We start from the raw sequence: 17,545 nt of genomic DNA, 5'->3' as shown, positions 1-17,545 counted from the left end.
TCTCAAAGTAATATAGATTTTTTAAAAAAGGGGTGCTATGATGTCAAAGGTGCAAATTAAGGTAAACGATAATGGTTCACTGCGAATCACCGGTGATGTGGAGCTGTTAGATGGCGAGGGGAATGTTTACACGACAAAACCATCGTTCTCGCTCTGCCGCTGCGGAAGGTCAAATAACAAACCATTTTGTGACGGCTCCCACAAAGGACATTTTCAATCCCAAGTCCGCGTACCAAAAGCAGACTAAAACTTTTCAAAGAGCGGTTTTTTAGTTTAGAGCCGCTCTTTCACTTATCCGTCAGCCGAATATCGGCAATCGCTTCAATCGGAATCCGGTGTACTGCTTCAAACCGATCAACAACAAGAAGCCTCTGTTCCAGTTAATCCCAATAGCGGATTTTTTCGATTCGGCAAGAAACCAGTATAATATTGGATGAGGTGAACTCCTATGGAAAAAAAATTCATTGTTAAAATGATTCAAAATTGTTTTAAACAGTATTATGAGGAGGATTCCATTCCCATCGGAAATCAAGAACTGGAACAGTTGGCAAATCGAATTCTATCTATAAAACAGGAAGAGCCTGCAACAAATTTGTATGAGGTAGTGAATGATATCGTGTATGAGTTTATGATAGATTAAGGCGAGCTGGCATGTTCCTATCAGTTCCCCGTATACCCTTAGCAATTCTTTGACCCCGCCAAAAAAGAAGTTTCCTCCTTAAGTAGCTTTTTTAATTTTCAAACATTATCTGTGAACATAATATGACATACAATAATTATTCATTATCCCCCTTTAAATTAGCCGTTTTCAGCAAAATCAGCCAATAAATATACATATTTACTTATGTAATCAACAAAAAAGTGTAATCATTTTCACAGTCCAACAATGATGCATTTAACAAAATGCCCCTCCTCCTTTACTTAAAATAAAGTTATGGCAAGGATTTCATATATAAGGAGGAAAAAAAATGAGTAATACAACGGAGACTCCCGTAAGCCAAAGTGCAGAAGCGGGACAAGCTACAGGACAAACTAAAAAGATTGGTCTCCTTCCATTAACAGCACTAGTAATCAGTTCTTCAATTGGGGGTGGTATTTTCGGAATACCGTCCGACTTAGCATCTGGTGCCGCACCTGGTCCTGCATTAATCGCCTGGACGATCGTAGGTTTTGGAATCTTAATGTTATCGCTCTGTTTTAATAATTTAATGAAAAAGCGGCCGGATTTAGAAGGTATTTTCAGTTATGCGGAAGAGGGCTTTGGCAAATTTGGCGGATTTATCAGCGGCTGGGGCTACTGGCTTTCAGCATGGCTTGGCAACGTTGCCTTTGCAACCATGATCATGAGTGCCTTCGGCTACTTTTTTCCAATTTTTAAAGGCGGCCAAAATGTTCCTTCGATTATTGCCGCAAGTATGATTATGTGGGGCTTAACTTACATTGTTAATCGCGGTGTCGAAAGCGCAACAATTTTAAATACCATTATCACAATTTGCAAATTAATTCCCCTGTTTGTATTTATTATTATTGGAATCTTTGCCTTTAAATTTGATATTTTCACCGCCAACTTTTGGGGGCATGTTACAGCAAATATTGACAATGGCAGTATTTTCAATCAAGTAAAAAATTGCATGATGGTGATGATGTGGGTATTCGTCGGGATTGAAGGGGCATCCATCCTGTCAGCGAGGGCGAAAAAGAAATCTGATGCCGGAAAAGCGACCGTCTTAGGTCTAATTGGATTATTAGTTATTTATGTTCTGGCGTCGATTATTCCATACGGGTTGATGAACCAAAGTGATATTGCAGCTCTTGACCAGCCATCAATCGGCTTTATTTTTGAAAAAGTCGTTGGCCCTTGGGGGGCTGCCCTGATTAATCTCGGTTTAATTATTTCATTGCTTGGCTGCTGGTTATCATGGACCATGCTCCCTGGAGAAACAACGTTATTAATGTCTAAGAGAGAGTTATTGCCAAAAGTTTTTGGAAAAACAAATAAAGCCAATGCACCAACGTTTTCATTAGTCGTTACAGCTGCACTGATTCAAGTATTTGTATTTACTTTCCTATTTACCGAGAAGGCTTATAATTTTGCCTACTCACTTTGTACAGCAGCCATTTTAATCTGCTATCTTTTTGTAGCCTTATATCAAGTGAAATTATCGTATCAAAATCGCAGTCAAAAAGGCGAAATCGGTCAATTAATTATTGGGATTTGTGCTCTAGTATTTCAGGTTTGGGCGATACTATCTTCCGGCCTTTCTTATACTTTGCTATGCTTCATGGCATATATCCCAGGAATCTTTTTCTTTATCAAAGCTCGTAAAGAACACGGAGCAACTAAAGCCTTATCGAAAAATGAATGGGTGGCAGCAGCGGTTATTACCGTTGGAGCGATCGCAGCCGTATTCTTAATTGCTACTGGTCAGGTACAAATTTAGTAGAGAATAGAATAGAGAAGAGGCCTTGAACATGAAAATTGCTAATTTTGGAGTCGAAGAATGGTTAAATGTATGGGAAAATGACGCTATTTACGACATTGCAGGAAGTTCCATTGCTTCCTTTACACTGGAGGAAATCATCGGAATTGATGGAACAGACCCTAAGGAATTCTATGAAAAAATGTTAAACTTTAAGATGAATTATGGCTGGATTGAGGGGTCACCTGAATTTAAACAAGAGGTAAGCAAATTATACAAAAACATGCCTCCGGAAAATATTTTACAAACCAACGGGGCAACAGGTGCCAATCTATTGGCAATCTATTCCTTAGTTGAGCCAGGTGATCATGTGATTGCCATGCACCCGAGTTACCAACAATTGTTTGATATTCCTCGTTCATTAGGGGCTGAGGTAACGTTATGGGAAATATATGAAGAAAATGATTGGATGCCGGATATTGCGGAACTAAAATCAATCATTCGTCCTAATACGAAAATGATTTGCCTAAATAATGCCAACAATCCGACGGGAACGGTCCTTGATGACACGATGTTAAAAGAGATTGTTGCGATTGCTTCAGAAGTAGGCGCTTATATTTTAGTGGATGAAGTGTACAAGCCATTGGATCCGACCGTGCACGTTTCATCGATTGTCGATTTATATGATAAAGGAATTGCGACGAATAGCTTATCAAAAACTTTCTCCGTACCTGGTGTACGCGTTGGCTGGACCGCCAGCAATCGGGAAGTGGCTGATCTATTCAGAAAATACCGCGACTATACGATGATTTGCGCGGGGGTCATTGATGACTATATTGCGGTTCATACATTAAAAAACAAAGAAGCAGTATTAAAACGAAATCGTGAAATTGTTTTTGAAAACCTGGCAATTGTCAAAGAATGGGTGGAAAATGAACCACGTGTCTCATTGGTATTTCCTAAAGCCGTTTCGACATCGTTTATTAAATTGGATATTCCAATTGATGTTGAAGAATTTTGTATCGACTTATTAAAAACAAAAGGTGTCTTATTAGTGCCTGGAAACCGCTTTGATATTCCAAAGCATGCCCGTCTGGGGTACTGTGCCCATACGGAGACGCTAAAAAAAGGATTAGCGGAATTGTCGGCGTACCTGCGTAAATTTGATGAATAATCTTCAGAACGCGTCAAGGAGTACTGATCCGTCAGTACTCCTTTTTTTGCGCTATTGAAATTGACAGGAAGAACCTCCCCTTGTTAAACGCGGGAGCAGTGCCGTTACTTTTTATTCAGCACCCGTTTGCCGATCCGTTCGAACAGCCGTGGAAACAAAACATAAACTACGCTGCCCATATTCATCCAGCGCGGCAGGTTAATCTCGCGGGTTTTTGTGAGCATGCTGGCAACAATTTTCTGGGCAACATACTCCGGCTTCAGCATAAACCGCTGGACATTTTTTACATACGTCCCCTGTTCATCCGCAATCGTAAAAAAGTTAGTCGCAATCGGACCCGGATTCACCGTTGTTACCTGGATGTTATCGTCTGATAGTTCCATCCTCAGCGCATTGGAGTAACCAAGCACCGCATGCTTCGTGGCCGAATAGACACTCGATTTCGGGGTCGCGATTTTTCCAGCCTGGGACGCAATATTAATAATCTGACCGTACCGTCGTTCACGCATTTTTGGCAGTACCATGCTGGTACAGGCCATTAACCCGACAACATTTACCTCAAACATGCGTTTTATTTCAGCGATGGATGCCTCATGGGCCGCGCGAAAAATACCAAACCCGGCATTATTAACCAGGACATCTATATCGCCGATTGTCTCAAAAATCTGCCGAAAAACCTCCTGTACTTGATCTGTATCGGCAACATCAAGCCGAAAGGCAGCTACTTGTACATGATGCCTTGCTTCAAGATCCATTTTAAGCTGTTCAAGCTTGTCGGCGCTGCGGGCAAGCAAGACAAGATTGGCTCCGCTTGCTGCGCACAGCTTGGCAATCTCCGCACCTATCCCGCCTGATGCCCCAGTGATGACAATATTCTTCCCTGTTAATCGTTCCCTAATCATATGACCACCTCGGTTGAGTTACTTAGCATGAAATAATATTGGCTGATTTCCCTCACTAATAATTTCTCCGATGGAAGTCAAATAGTCAAGCTGGGCAATCGTTTCCGAGATCGTCAAGAACAATTCGCGCTGATACACAAACGGAAATAACCGCTGACAAATTTCAAAAACCGTCAGCTGCTCTTCTTTCAGCCAGCTGTTAACGGTCATTGCCCGCTCATGCTGGCGGTTCAGCCGTTTTTCAACCAATTGCTTTAATTCAAAAATCTCTGCCCCATGTCCGGTATAAACCATTTGAACAGGGTAGGATAATAGCTTGATCATCGATTGATTATGCTGCAGCAGCGACTTTGGCCTTTCCTTCTCACCGGGTAATGGCGGCTCCAGCAACGGGTTCGGGGAAACATGAGCTAAAACAACATCGCCGCCAATCAGTACTCCATCCTTTTCCCGGAAAAGCGCGATCTGGCTTTGGGCATGCCCCGGTGTTTCAATCACCTTCCAGTCTGAAAGTCCCGGCGGTGTCATACCTTCATAAAGATGGCCGGTCAAAGAGCGACAACAGGAAGCCTTAAACATCTTCTTTACGTTAGCAGCATACGGCAAATAGGCCGCCGGCAAACCAGATTTTTCAAACAGGTTTTTTGTAAAATCTTCAAGTTCGCGGATAAAGGCTTCTTTTGGATTGATCCAGCGCTCATTTAACGGATGACCCCAAACCTCCACCGAATCAGGGAAAAACTCAAGCATCCCGGCGTGGTCAGGATGATCATGGGTAAGGATGATCTGTTCGATGTCTTTCATTTGAATATTGAATTCAGCTAATTGGTTTTGCAGCAGATTCCAAGACTCTTTCGTTTTCGGTCCGGCGTCGACAAGTGTTAACCGTTCTCCCTTAATCAAATAAACATTTACATCTCCGACTGGAAAAGGAGTCGGCAGCGTAATTTTGGCAATCCCATCATTCCATTTTATCAAAGTAAAAACCCCTCAATATTATTGTTAAATAGTTCGATACTGTAAATATATGTTTAAAGTGTAACGATTTTTTCTAAAGTTGTCATTATTTTTATACGATTATTTTCTAAAAAATCGAAAATTATGAAATTTACCTCTTGACAGATGGACTGTCTATCCAGCATAATCACTATTAAAACTTTGATTCGTTTTCTTGCGATGAGTAAGGCCAGTAAATGAGAAACGGCGAAAGAGAGTGAGGCTCAACCAGGCTGAAAGGCTTCACCGCCCTCTTGATCATTGAACCTACCTTATGAGCAGTTAGGCAAACCTAACGTATTCCGGCGTTAACGGAAGTTGAGAGAACCTCATGCAGCAGCTGTTGCTTGAGGTAAATGAAGGTGGTACCGCGGAAGCTAAGACCTTTCGTCCTTTACGGATGAAAGGTCTTTTTATATTTTTAAAACGGAAAGGGGATATGTTCGATGAAAAAAATGACTATCGTCGGCGGCGGTTCAATGGCTGAAGCGATTATTTCGGGAATACTTGAAAATGGCTTTGTGAAGCAAAAGAATGTTTGGGTAACAAACCAGTCCAATCAGGAGAGATTACAATATTTGGAGAAACGCTACGGCATCAATGGGACATATGATTTACAAACGCTTTTTGACGGGACTGACATTGTCATTCTGGCCATGAAGCCCAAGGACGCGGCCCAGGCAATTGCCAAAATACGTGGCCATTTATCGGAACAAATGCTAATTGTCTCAGTACTTGCGGGAGTTTCGCTGCAAACCATTGAAAGGATCGCGGGTAAGCAACTGGCGGTTGTTAGAGCGATGCCTAATACATCTGCAGCTGTGGGAAAATCTGCAACGGCGATTGCCGTGAATGAACGTGTGTCAAAGAGTCAGTTAGAAACCACACGGAAGCTGTTCGAAACAGTTGGCTTGGCAACATTTGTTGAGGAAGAGCAGCTAGATGCTGTAACCGGATTGTCCGGAAGCGGCCCAGCCTATATATACTATTTGATTGAGGCGATGGAAAACAGTGCTGTGGAAATTGGACTCGAAAAACAAATAGCAAAACAACTGATTGTTCAAACACTTATTGGGGCAGCAGAAATGGTTAGAAGTTCGGCCAAACCGCCTGAGGAGTTGCGGCGGGAAGTAACCAGTCCAGGCGGCACAACAGAGGCTGGAGTGCGGATTCTTGAAGAAAATGGGGTTCGGCAAGCGTTTATTTCCTGTATTAAAGCAGCCGCCACACAGTCTAAAAAAATGGGGGATGCTTTATCCTCAGAACTGAAAGTTTATTAGTTGATGCATGCCTGCTACTTCACCTCTATCTTTCATATACTGAAAGTAATACTGCGAAAAAGGAATTGGAAAGATGGAAATCATACTTATCGTTTTATTCACTATCGGCATGATTGTATGGCTTGCCTTTTTGGCAGACGCCTTAATAGGACTTAAAAATTTGGATGAGTTAGAGACGCAGCAAGAACTGGAAACCGGAGAGCTATTATCTGTCATTGTTGCAGCGCGACATGAAGAAAAACATATTAAACCAAGTATTTTAACCCAGCTAAAGCAAACCTATAAAAATGTAGAATGGCTCCTCATCAATGACCGCTCTACCGACCGTACTGGGGCAATCATGGATGAATTGGCATTAATAGATTCACGCATTACGGTGATTCATATTAAAAGCTTACCGGAAGGCTGGCTCGGCAAAAACCATGCCTTATATACAGGAGCTTTAAATGCTTCCGGAAAGTGGCTGCTATTTACCGATGCCGATGTCAATTACCAGCCGAAGGCTTTTGCCAAAGCACTGCATTACTTTGAAAGGCACCAACTCGACCATTTAACGGCCGCACCAAACCTAAATGCCAAAAAGTTTTGGCTGAAGACATTTGTTGCCTACTTCCTGTTTGGATTTTCTTTTTATAAACGGCCATGGATGGCTAATAACCCTAAATCAAAAAATGGCACTGGAATCGGGGCCTTTAATCTTGTGAGGAAATCGGCCTACAAGGCATTGGGCACTCATGAAAAAATCAAAATGCGCCCCGATGATGACCTGCAGCTGGGAATGAAGTTGAAAAAGGCGGGTTTCCGGCAGCGAATTGTTACCGCACAGCGATTAATTGAAGTGGAGTGGTACGGCAGTCTTAAAGAAGCATTTGTCGGACTTGAGAAAAATACGTTTGCGGGGTTAAATTATCGCATTGGCATGGTGTTTTTTGCAATATTCGGCGTTTTTGCCACCAATGTGCTTCCATTTATCATGGTTTTTTCCAGCAATAAAGCTATCGCCCTTTTGAGCTTAGGAAATATTATCTTAAGCGGGATTCATTACTTTTTCATCATAAAAAGAATGACGAGCTTCTCCCCTCTCCTGTTTCTCGTCTTGCCAATTACTGCTTTATTGTTTATCTATTCAATTGTCCGGGCGAGCTTTCTCACCTTTAAACGCGGTGGAATAGTTTGGCGCGGAACAACCTACCGTTTAAGTGAACTGAGGGAACAAGACAAAAGCTAAATTGCACATTATTTTGAGGTCATTTGCTATACTAAAAGTGGTTCAATCTATCAAGGAGGTATCGAAATGACCACAAAATTATTTTCTCCTTATACGATTAAGGATGTTACCTTAAAAAATCGTATCGTAATGTCACCGATGTGCATGTATTCCAGCCATAATGAGGATGGACATATACAAAATTGGCATCGTACCCACTATACGTCCAGAGCGGTCGGACAAGTGGGCTTAATCATTGTGGAAGCAACAGCCGTGACACCGCAAGGACGAATTTCACCACAGGATTTAGGCATCTGGGGCGATGAGCATATTGACGGGTTCCAGGAGCTTGTCGGCCTTGTGAAAGAGCATGGTGCCAGGATTGGAATTCAGCTCGCCCATGCCGGTAGAAAAGCCGTGCTGGAAGGGGAGATCGTCGCGCCATCAGCGATTGCCTTTAACGAACAATCAAAAAAACCTAAAGAGATGACAAAAACAGAGATTGCAGAAACCGTTGAAGCCTTTAAAAAAGGGGCCGAGCGCGCTAAGAAAGCGGGCTTTGATGTGATTGAAATTCACGGCGCCCACGGGTATTTAATCAACCAGTTCCTATCCCCGCTTTCGAACAAGAGGAACGATGAATATGGCGGGACAGCGGAAAACCGCTACCGGATCCTTCGTGAAGTGATTGATGCAGTGAAAACCGTTTGGGATGGTCCGCTATTTGTTCGTGTTTCCGCGAATGATTATCATGAGAATGGATTAACGCCGGCAGACTACATAATATTTTCTAAGTGGATGAAGGAACAAGGTGTTGATTTAATTGATGTCAGCTCCGGTGCTGTTGTTCCGGCACACATCCATGCCTTTCCCAGCTATCAAGTGCCTTATTCAGAAATCATCAGGAACGAGGCCGGAATTGCAACCGGTGCAGTAGGATTAATTACCTCCCCAATTCAGGCGGAAGAAATATTACAAAATGATCGTGCTGACCTGGTCTTTTTAGGACGGGAATTGCTGCGCGACCCGTACTGGCCGCGGACAGCCGCAAAAGAACTTGGAGTCGAAATTGAAGCACCTAAGCAGTACGAGCGCGGGTGGTTGTAATATAGCAAAATGATCCTGGAGAAATCCGGGACTATTTTTTCGTTTTGATACGGCTGCATTTCTCACAATTTTTCATCACGTTCACCTATGATGAAGGACATTTCGACCAGTTTTTCGTCTCGGTTTGTCCTTCATCCCCTCGATGAAGGACATTTCGACCAGTTTTTCGTCTCGGTTTGTCCTTCATCCCCTTGATGAAAGACATTTCGATCGGTTTTTCACCTTGGTTTGTCCTTCATCCCCTTGATGAAAGACATTTCAGCCAGATTTTCACCTCGGTTTGTCCCACATCCTACTTCTTTACGACATTTGCAGCGAACTTTAAGCAATTTTGTCTAAAAAATCAGGCTATTTGTAAGGAATCGTAATCTCCTTAAAATCCTCGGCAATTTCGGTATTAGAAAAGATTTCACGAGCTTCCACCACTAATTTCAACCAAGCAGCTTTATCGTAACGAGAGCTGATGTGAGTTAGGCATAACTGTTTGCATCCCGCTTGTTTGGCCACTTCAGCCGCCTGGTAGGTAGTGGAATGAAAATAATCAAAAGCAAGCTTCTCCTCCCCCTTCGAGAAGGTTGCTTCATGGATTAACAGGTCGGCCTCTTTCGCCAGCAGAATCGCGTTCTCACAATACCTGGTATCTCCGAGAATTGTCACCACTCTCCCTTTCTGCGGAGGACCGACAAATTCCCCTGCATTAAGTACCCGGCCATCCTCTAACGTTACGGCTTCGCCATTCTTAATTTTTTTAAAAACGGGCCCCGGCCGTACACCGGCTGCTATCAACTTATCAACCAGCAATGTACCCGGCCGGTCCTTTTCGGCAATCCGGTAACCAAAGGACGGGATTCCATGGTCAAGCAGGCGGACTTCCACTGAAAATTGCTCATCTTCAAACACAAGTCCTTCCTCTATTTCAATTATCTTTAACGGATATTTCAAATAGGTCTGGCTGATAGACAAACTTACCTGCAAGAATTCTTTAATGCCTTTGGGACCATAAACAGTAACCTCTGATTCTCCGCCTTGAAAAGAGCGGCTTGCTAAAAGCCCTGGCAAACCATATATATGGTCACCATGGAGATGCGTAATAAAAATTTTTTCAATTCGCCGCGGTTTTATTGTTGTATGTAATATTTGATGCTGAGTAGCCTCACCAGCATCAAACAGCCATACCGCCCCCCGTTCCTCCAGCAGCTTTAATGCTATTGAAGTAACATTACGCAGTTTTGCAGGCATCCCGGCACCGGTTCCCAAGAAAAAAATATCCATCATGAAAGCCTCCGTTCCAATCACTCAATATGGATAATATAGCATAAACGAAATCAATTGCCTAAATCTTTTAAATGGATACATGCAAAGCAATATATTTGAGAAATCTAAAATAAACCGATAGTATTATTTTGTTTCATAAAATACATAGGCAAGTTTTGCTGCATGAAAAGAGGTAACAACATTTTGGAACAAAACATGACGACCTTGATAATGATTTTTGGAGCAACGGGTGATCTAGCTAAGCGCAAGCTTTTTCCATCTCTATACCGTCTATTTGAACGAGGCCGAATAGCGAACCGATTTGCCGTAATTGGTGTTGCCAGAAGGCCTCTTTCGAATGATCAGTTTCAACAATCAGTAAAGGACTCAGTCACATCGGCATTAGGAGCAAAGCAGAACCTAGATCAATTCGCTTCCCATTTTTACTATCAGTCACATGATGTAACAGATTCCAACTCCTATATTGCTTTAAAAAAGCTTGCCGATGAGATCGATACCCACAATCATCTTGAAGGCAATCGCATCTTTTACCTCGCAATGGCACCGGAGTTTTTCGGGTCGATTGCCCTGCATTTAAAAGCAGACGGGTTAACAAACGTTAAGGGGTACAAACGCCTGGTCATTGAAAAACCATTCGGGCATGACTTGGAATCGGCTAAGGAATTAAACGAACAAATTAGAACAGCCTTCTCCGAAGAGGAGATTTATCGGATTGACCATTATTTAGGAAAAGAAATGGTTCGCAATATTGAGGTAATCCGTTTTGCCAATGCGATTTTTGAGCCGCTTTGGAATAACCGCTATATCTCCAACATTCAGATTACTTCGAGTGAGACCCTTGGGGTTGAAGAACGGGGGCGCTATTACGAATCGAGTGGGGCATTGCGTGATATGCTGCAAAACCATATGATGCAAATCGTCGCACTGTTGGCAATGGAGCCGCCAATCAGCCTGACGACAAAAGAGATCCGTTTGGAAAAAGTAAGGGTCTTTCGCTCACTTCGCACCATCAAAGGTGAAGCAGTCAATGATTATTTCGTCCGCGGACAGTACGGGGAAGGAGAAATTGATCAAAAAAAGGTTCCTAAATATCGTGATGAACCAATGGTTAACAATGAATCCAATACCGAAACATTTGTTGCCGGAAAAGTGATGATTGACAATTTTCGCTGGGCTGGCGTACCATTTTACATCCGAACAGGAAAAAGAATGGAAACGAAATCGACAAAAATTGTCATTCAATTTAAAGATATTCCGATGAATTTATATTATCGGCCGGAAAAAGAGCTAAGCCCAAACTTGCTGGTGATTCATATTCAACCGGAGGAAGGTATTACGTTGCATTTGAATGCCAAGAAGGCTGGCAGTCACCTTGATGCCCAGGAAGTGAAATTAAGCTTTTCAAATACAGGCACATATGCGATGAACACCCCGGAGGGTTATGAAAAACTGCTATTCGACTGCATGCGCGGCGATGCCACGAATTTTACCCACTGGGATGAAGTGGCCTATTCCTGGGCCTTTGTGGATGAAATCTCGAAGGTTTGGGACCAAACGAAGGGAGACTTTCCAAACTATGCTGCAGGCACAATGGGACCAAAAGCGGCCGATGAACTGCTGGAAAAGGACGGCTTTTTCTGGTGGCCTATAAATAATTTAGATGTTGATAATTGTAGATAAAAAAAGCTCTACATGCTGATTTGCCAGCAAGTAGAGCTTTTATTCTTTTTCGGGTTCACGACGGCGCAGGAAATCTTTATTAAAGCTGGTTGCGGTACCAATTGTATGATTTGGATCGACTTTATGGGAACCAGCCGATTCAATAATATTTTTTCCATATTTCTCCCTTAAACTTGAAAGGGCATGCAGTAACGGCTCTTGCTTGGCATCTTTCTCGTAGGAAAATAAATCCAACTGTTTATAAGCATGATCTTGCTCAATCAAATCGGACCCAGTGATCCCTAACAACCGAACCGGGTCTCCATTCCAATTCTTGATTAGAAGCTCTTTGGCGATGGATGCCACATCTTCTGGAAGTTGAATTGGATTGGCAAGTTTTTTACTTCTGGTTATTGTTTTTCGGTCCTTATAGCGAATGGTTATGGCCAAAGTAGTTGCGAAGACATTTTTTCGCTTGAGTCTGACCGAAACCGTTTCAGACAGTGATTCCAGTACATGGAAAAGTTCTTGTTGATTGCTAACATCCTTGGGAAGAGTCGTAGAGTTGCCAATACTTTTAAATTCCTCAATAGCTTCCGGGTCAACAGGCCGTTGGTCCTTTCCATTTGCCCGCTCTTTTAAACGAAGTCCATTGATGCCAAGAAGAGATTTAAGCTGGAGATCATTCGCACTGGCTAAATCTCTAATTGTATGAATTCCAATCGTGGCAAGCTTCTCCGCCGTTTTTTTACCAACCCCATGCATTTGGTTCGTCGCAAGCGGCCAGAGTACAGTAGGAATGTCACGTTTACGAAGAATGGTAATTCCGAGCGGTTTTTTCATATCCGAGGCCGTCTTGGCCAAAAATTTATTTGGAGCAATTCCAATGCTGCAAGGTAAATCAAGCTGTTCAAGAATCCGCTTTTGAATGCTTTCGGCAATTTCAAGCGGCGTTCCAAGCTCAAAGCTTTCGGTAATATCCATATATCCTTCGTCAATGGAAACAGGTTCAACAAGCGGGGTATAATTCCGTAAAATTCCAAACATCGCCATTGAAGCCTTCCGGTAACGCTCAAAATTTGGTTTTCTAACAATCAACTGCGGACAGAGCTTTTTCGCTTCCCACAGCGGCATTGTTGTTTTCACTCCAAATTTCCTAGCCTCATAGCTGCAGGTTACAATGATACCTCTCCGTTCTTCAGGATTGCCGGCAATCGCCAGCGGTTTCCCCTTTAGGGTTGGGTCATAGGCCATCTCCACCGAGGCATAGAAACTATTCATATCAACATGTAAAATGACTCGTCCGTTTTTCGGATACATCTCTTTCATGCCGACACTTCCTTACAAAATAATCTCTTTCCATTATATTAATATTAAATGAAAACTCGCCGATTGACGAGTCCGTTAGGGCGGTTCATGAGACGTAGTTGAATGGATGCGACATAGGAAGGATAAAATTAGCAAAAATTTTTCTTCCCTATTAATCCAAAAAAGAGAGCCCTAAGTGTACGGGCTCTCCAGCAAATTATTGATTTGTCACGACATCGATGATTGCCAACGTCATTTCTGCCAGCTTGTATAATTCCTCAAGCGGCATCCGCTCATTGGTCGTATGAATTTCTTGATAACCAACAGCCAGGTTAACAGTTGGAATATTGAAGCCATTAAAAACATTGGCATCGCTGCCGCCGCCGCTCTGCTGCAATTCACAACTGCGCCCAATTTTTGCCGCTGCTTTCTTGGCGATTTCAACGACTTGGTCACCATCGCCAAATTTGAAGCCAGGATACATGATTTCCACATTCACTTCTGCTTTTCCACCCATTTCCGCAGCAGCCGATTCAAATGCTTCTTTCATTTTCCTTACCTGGGCTTCCATTTTTTCCGGAACAAGCGAACGAGCCTCCGCTAAAATATCGACGCGGTCACAAACGATATTGGTTGCCTGTCCGCCTGCAAAACGACCGATATTCGCCGTTGTTTCCTGATCAATTCTTCCCAGCGGCATTTTTGCTATCGCTTTGGCAGCGATCGTGATTGCAGAAACCCCTTTTTCAGGAGCAACCCCGGCATGCGCCGTTTTTCCGTAAATGGTCGCTGTCACTTTTGCTTGTGTTGGCGCTGCGACTACGACGTTCCCAACTAAGCCGTCACTATCAAGTGCATAGCCGTATTTAGCTTTTAACAGCGACGGGTCGATTGCCTTCGCCCCTTGCAGGCCGGACTCTTCACCAACAGAGACCACAAATTGAATTAATCCATGCGGCAGATTTTGTTCCTTCAGCAAGCGGATCGTTTCCAGCATAACGGCAATCCCGGTTTTATCATCAGCACCTAAAATGGTCGTTCCGTCTGTCACAACAAAGCCGTCTTTAATCGATGGCTTCACACCTTTCGCAGGTGTAACGGTATCCATATGACAGGAAAAATAAATCGGGTCGACGCCCTCTTTCGAAGCCGGAAGCGTGCAAATTAAATTCCCGGCTCCATGTCCTGTTACTGCGGTTGTATCATCTTCAAAAACTTCAAGACCTAAATCGGTAAATTTTTGTTTTAAAACTTTGGCAATTTCTGCTTCGTATTTTGTTTCTGAATCAATTTGTACAAGCTCTAAAAATTCCTTTAACAAACGTTCTTGATTCACCATTGTTGTCCCTCCATAATATGTACTCACTATATCAGTATACCTTTACCGATTCCCCGCTTCAAATCAGGGAGATAGATAAAATTATAGTGGAATGTTTCCATGTTTTTTATATGGCCGGGTTTCCTTCTTATGACGAAGCATTTCTAAAGCTTGGATGATTTTGATTCTTGTCTCGCGAGGGTCGATGACGTCATCAACCATCCCTCTTGCAGCTGCTACATACGGATTGGCAAATTTATCACGATATTCTTCAATTTTCTGCTGTCTTGTTTGCTCCGGATTTTCACTGTTCTGAATTTCTTTCGCAAAAATAATATTGGCTGCCCCCTGTGGGCCCATGACGGCGATTTCCGCATTTGGCCAGGCGAAAACAAGATCAGCGCCAATTGATTTACTGTTTAATGCCACATAGGCCCCGCCGTATGCTTTGCGTAAAATAACCGTTAGCTTCGGTACGGTTGCTTCCGAATAGGCATATAATATTTTCGCCCCGTGACGAATGATCCCGCCATGTTCCTGTTTTACTCCCGGAAAGAAGCCGGTGACATCTTCAAAGGTGATAATTGGGATATTAAAGGAATCACAGGTTCTAATAAACCGGGCCGCTTTATCGGAGGAATCGATATCCAGGCCGCCGGCCATTACCTTTGGCTGGTTGCAAACAAGGCCGACCGTCTCCCCTTTTATTCTTGCAAATCCAACAACTATATTTCTCGCAAAATCTTTTTGAATCTCCAAAAAGGAGTCATGATCAACAACCTGTTCAATTACCACCCTGACATCATATGGCCGCACCGCATCAAAGGGAATCACATCAGTCAAGTCTGGACGATAATCATTCTGATTCCTCCACGGCAGCAACTGGCGGTCTCTCTTGATTATTTTGAGGTAAATAGCTTAATAGTTTGCGAACCTGATGGAGAACTTCTTCTTCCGTCTTCGCACGAAAATGGGCGTTCCCACTAATGGTATTGTGAACATTTGCACCGCCAAGGTCTTCGGCAGAAATTTTTTCTCCGGTAACGGTTTCAATTACCTTTGGTCCGGTAATAAACATCTGGCTAGTTTTCTCCACCATGAAGACAAAGTCAGTAATGGCCGGTGAGTAAACTGCCCCGCCAGCACATGGTCCCATAATCACGGAGATTTGCGGGATGACACCGGAATAAACCGAGTTGCGGTAAAAGATGTGTCCATATCCATCGAGGGAAACAACACCTTCCTGAATCCGCGCGCCCCCTGAGTCATTCAGTCCGACAAACGGTGTCCCGTTTTTTGCCGCTAAATCCATAACCGTAGCAATCTTCTTCGCATGCATTTCTCCCAGAGCACCGCCAAACACAGTAAAATCCTGTGAAAACAAATAAATCGGCCGGCCATTGACTTTTCCGTACCCGGTTACAACCCCGTCACCAGGTCCTTTTTGCCCATCCATGCCAAAATCATTGGTGCGATGCTCAATAAAAGGATTCAGTTCCACAAACGTTCCTTTGTCAACTAACAAGTCAATTCGCTCGCGAGCGGTTAATTTTCCCTTTTCATGCTGTTTATCGATTCGTTCATCGCCACCGCCCAGTTCTACCTCTCTGCGCCTGTCATATAACTCATTGATTCTTTCATAGATATCCATCCCAATTACCCCTTCTTTACTTTCTTTTCACAAAGCTCGAATAACACACCTGAAGCTGATTTTGGATGCATAAAGGCAATATCGGCGCCTCCTGCTCCAGGTCTTGGACTGTCATCAATCATGCGAATCCCTTTTTCTTTTAGTTCAGCAATTCTCTTTTCAATTGATTCAACGCCCAGTGCGACGTGATGGATGCCTTCGCCACGTTTTTCGATAAATTTGGCAATCGTACTTTCCGGAGACATCGGCTCAAGCAGCTCTAATTTTGTTTCCCCTGCTTGCATGAAAGCAACTTTCACTTTTTGACTTTCTACCTCCTCGACCCTTAACAAAGGGATTCCTAGTACTTCCGTGTAAAAAGGCAACACTGCTTCCAGAGATTTAACAGCAATTCCAATGTGGTCGACTTTTTTAATCATTTATACCCCTCTTGTTCAAATTATTATAATTTTCGACATTTATTGTATTCGTGATAAATGTCATAAATCCTTCCTAAAATGAACAGTAGTTTCCGGTTGTCCATTTTGGTTTTTCCCTGTAAAATGGAGTTAAAACTTTAGGTTGTAAGGGAGGTTTGCTCAGTTGTCTAAGAAAAAAACACAAAAGATTATCGTTTATTTAATGTTGTTTGCGATGCTGGCCTCTACACTCCTTTTGGGGATCGCCAAATTTCTTTATTAAAAAATTGTCTAAAAAGGGGCCAATCTCTGAAATGAGATTGGCCTTTTTGAGTAGACAGTTAAATTTCTTCACAATATTTATCAAATTCCTGCTGCAGTTTTGCCACAACAGCTGCCGGATCATGCCCTTCGATTTGATGACGTTCCACCATGGTACAGATTTTACCGTCTTTTAATAGGGCAAATGATGGTGAGGATGGCGGGTAGCCAGTAAAATAGCTTCTTGCCTTCTCCGTTGCTTCTTTATCCTGACCAGCAAACACGGTCACAAGATGATCTGGACGCTTATCATAATGAATCGCATGCGCCGCTGCCGGGCGGGCAACACCGCCGGCACAGCCACAAACCGAATTTATCATCACTAAAGTTGTTCCTTTACGTTCAAGTGCTGTTTCCACTTCCTCAGGAGTGGTTAATTCTTCATACCCTGCTTCGGCAATCTCCTGCCGTGCTTGGCGGACAACATCATTCATGAAAAAATTAAAATCCATACTCATATCTTCTCACTCCTTTATAAATCCTATATTTACATATTAACAGTAAAAATAATCTTATTACAAATAATAAT

General features: G+C 42.9%; 16 protein-coding genes and 1 pseudogene. 9 read left to right on the top strand and 8 right to left on the bottom strand.

Annotated elements, in window-relative coordinates:
* Positions 1 to 40: 40 nt before the first annotated feature.
* The 4 genes from RCG24_RS02445 (at position 41) to RCG24_RS02430 (ending at position 3,594) form a co-directional block, all read left to right on the top strand.
* Positions 41 to 247 carry a CDGSH iron-sulfur domain-containing protein gene (locus tag RCG24_RS02445; protein WP_308079093.1) on the top strand — a complete coding sequence of 69 codons (207 nt, stop codon included), beginning with the start codon at positions 41 to 43 and terminating at the stop codon, positions 245 to 247.
* A 201-nt stretch (positions 248 to 448) separates the two neighbouring features.
* A complete protein-coding gene (locus RCG24_RS02440; protein WP_308078237.1) occupies positions 449 to 640 on the top strand; it encodes a YqzH family protein in 192 nt (63 codons plus the stop codon).
* A 328-nt stretch (positions 641 to 968) separates the two neighbouring features.
* Positions 969 to 2,441, top strand: coding sequence for an arginine-ornithine antiporter (gene arcD, locus RCG24_RS02435; protein WP_308078236.1), 1,473 nt, complete (start codon positions 969 to 971; stop codon positions 2,439 to 2,441).
* A 31-nt stretch (positions 2,442 to 2,472) separates the two neighbouring features.
* Entirely contained in the window at positions 2,473 to 3,594 is a 1,122-nt protein-coding gene (locus RCG24_RS02430) for an aminotransferase (protein ID WP_202655312.1), read from the top strand.
* 104 nt (positions 3,595 to 3,698) lie between these two features.
* Here RCG24_RS02430 and RCG24_RS02425 read toward each other — a convergent pair whose 3' ends face one another.
* Positions 3,699 to 4,496, bottom strand: coding sequence for an SDR family NAD(P)-dependent oxidoreductase (locus tag RCG24_RS02425; protein ID WP_308078235.1), 798 nt, complete (start codon positions 4,494 to 4,496; stop codon positions 3,699 to 3,701).
* Between the two features lie 18 nt (positions 4,497 to 4,514).
* Positions 4,515 to 5,474, bottom strand: coding sequence for an MBL fold metallo-hydrolase (locus RCG24_RS02420; protein ID WP_308078234.1), 960 nt, complete (start codon positions 5,472 to 5,474; stop codon positions 4,515 to 4,517).
* Between the two features lie 464 nt (positions 5,475 to 5,938).
* Between RCG24_RS02420 and proC the strand changes: the two genes are divergently transcribed.
* From proC to namA, 3 genes are all read left to right on the top strand, one after another.
* Positions 5,939 to 6,772, top strand: a complete 834-nt coding sequence (gene proC, locus RCG24_RS02415) for a pyrroline-5-carboxylate reductase (RefSeq protein ID WP_202655309.1) — start codon at positions 5,939 to 5,941, stop codon at positions 6,770 to 6,772.
* A 73-nt stretch (positions 6,773 to 6,845) separates the two neighbouring features.
* Positions 6,846 to 8,000, top strand: coding sequence for a glycosyltransferase family 2 protein (locus RCG24_RS02410; protein ID WP_308078233.1), 1,155 nt, complete (start codon positions 6,846 to 6,848; stop codon positions 7,998 to 8,000).
* Positions 8,001 to 8,066: 66 nt separating this feature from the next.
* Positions 8,067 to 9,086: an NADPH dehydrogenase NamA gene (gene namA / locus RCG24_RS02405; RefSeq protein WP_308078232.1), complete on the top strand. Its 1,020-nt coding sequence runs from the start codon at positions 8,067 to 8,069 to the stop codon at positions 9,084 to 9,086.
* Between the two features lie 348 nt (positions 9,087 to 9,434).
* Here namA and rnz read toward each other — a convergent pair whose 3' ends face one another.
* Positions 9,435 to 10,358, bottom strand: coding sequence for a ribonuclease Z (gene rnz, locus RCG24_RS02400; RefSeq protein WP_308079092.1), 924 nt, complete (start codon positions 10,356 to 10,358; stop codon positions 9,435 to 9,437).
* 213 nt (positions 10,359 to 10,571) lie between these two features.
* On the opposite strand from rnz, the gene zwf reads away from it, so the two are divergent.
* A complete protein-coding gene (zwf, locus tag RCG24_RS02395) occupies positions 10,572 to 12,041 on the top strand; it encodes a glucose-6-phosphate dehydrogenase (RefSeq protein WP_308079091.1) in 1,470 nt (489 codons plus the stop codon).
* Between the two features lie 39 nt (positions 12,042 to 12,080).
* Here zwf and RCG24_RS02390 read toward each other — a convergent pair whose 3' ends face one another.
* The 4 genes and pseudogenes from RCG24_RS02390 to mce all read right to left on the bottom strand — a co-directional run bounded on the left by RCG24_RS02390 (position 12,081) and on the right by mce (position 16,716).
* Entirely contained in the window at positions 12,081 to 13,349 is a 1,269-nt protein-coding gene (locus tag RCG24_RS02390) for a DNA polymerase IV (RefSeq protein ID WP_202655306.1), read from the bottom strand.
* A gap of 196 nt (positions 13,350 to 13,545) precedes the next feature.
* Positions 13,546 to 14,667 (bottom strand): M20/M25/M40 family metallo-hydrolase, encoded by a 1,122-nt coding sequence (locus tag RCG24_RS02385; protein ID WP_202655305.1) that lies wholly within the window; start codon positions 14,665 to 14,667, stop codon positions 13,546 to 13,548.
* Between the two features lie 81 nt (positions 14,668 to 14,748).
* Positions 14,749 to 16,297, bottom strand: a pseudogene (locus tag RCG24_RS02380) (acyl-CoA carboxylase subunit beta).
* Between the two features lie 5 nt (positions 16,298 to 16,302).
* Positions 16,303 to 16,716 carry a methylmalonyl-CoA epimerase gene (mce, locus tag RCG24_RS02375; protein WP_202655303.1) on the bottom strand — a complete coding sequence of 138 codons (414 nt, stop codon included), beginning with the start codon at positions 16,714 to 16,716 and terminating at the stop codon, positions 16,303 to 16,305.
* A 163-nt stretch (positions 16,717 to 16,879) separates the two neighbouring features.
* Between mce and prli42 the strand changes: the two genes are divergently transcribed.
* Complete coding sequence (gene prli42 / locus RCG24_RS02370) at positions 16,880 to 16,978, top strand: stressosome-associated protein Prli42 (RefSeq protein WP_202655302.1); 99 nt, start codon at positions 16,880 to 16,882, stop codon at positions 16,976 to 16,978.
* 58 nt (positions 16,979 to 17,036) lie between these two features.
* Here the strand turns inward: prli42 and RCG24_RS02365 are convergent, their stop codons facing one another.
* The gene (locus RCG24_RS02365; RefSeq protein WP_308078231.1) at positions 17,037 to 17,474 is read right to left on the bottom strand and encodes a BrxA/BrxB family bacilliredoxin; all 438 of its coding nucleotides are present in this window, start codon (positions 17,472 to 17,474) and stop codon (positions 17,037 to 17,039) included.
* Positions 17,475 to 17,545 lie beyond the last annotated feature (71 nt).

The sequence above is a fragment of the Neobacillus sp. OS1-32 genome (assembly GCF_030915425.1).
Taxonomy (GTDB): Bacteria; Bacillota; Bacilli; order Bacillales; family Cytobacillaceae; genus Neobacillus; species Neobacillus paridis.
This window is presented reverse-complemented; position numbering and strand designations above follow the sequence as displayed.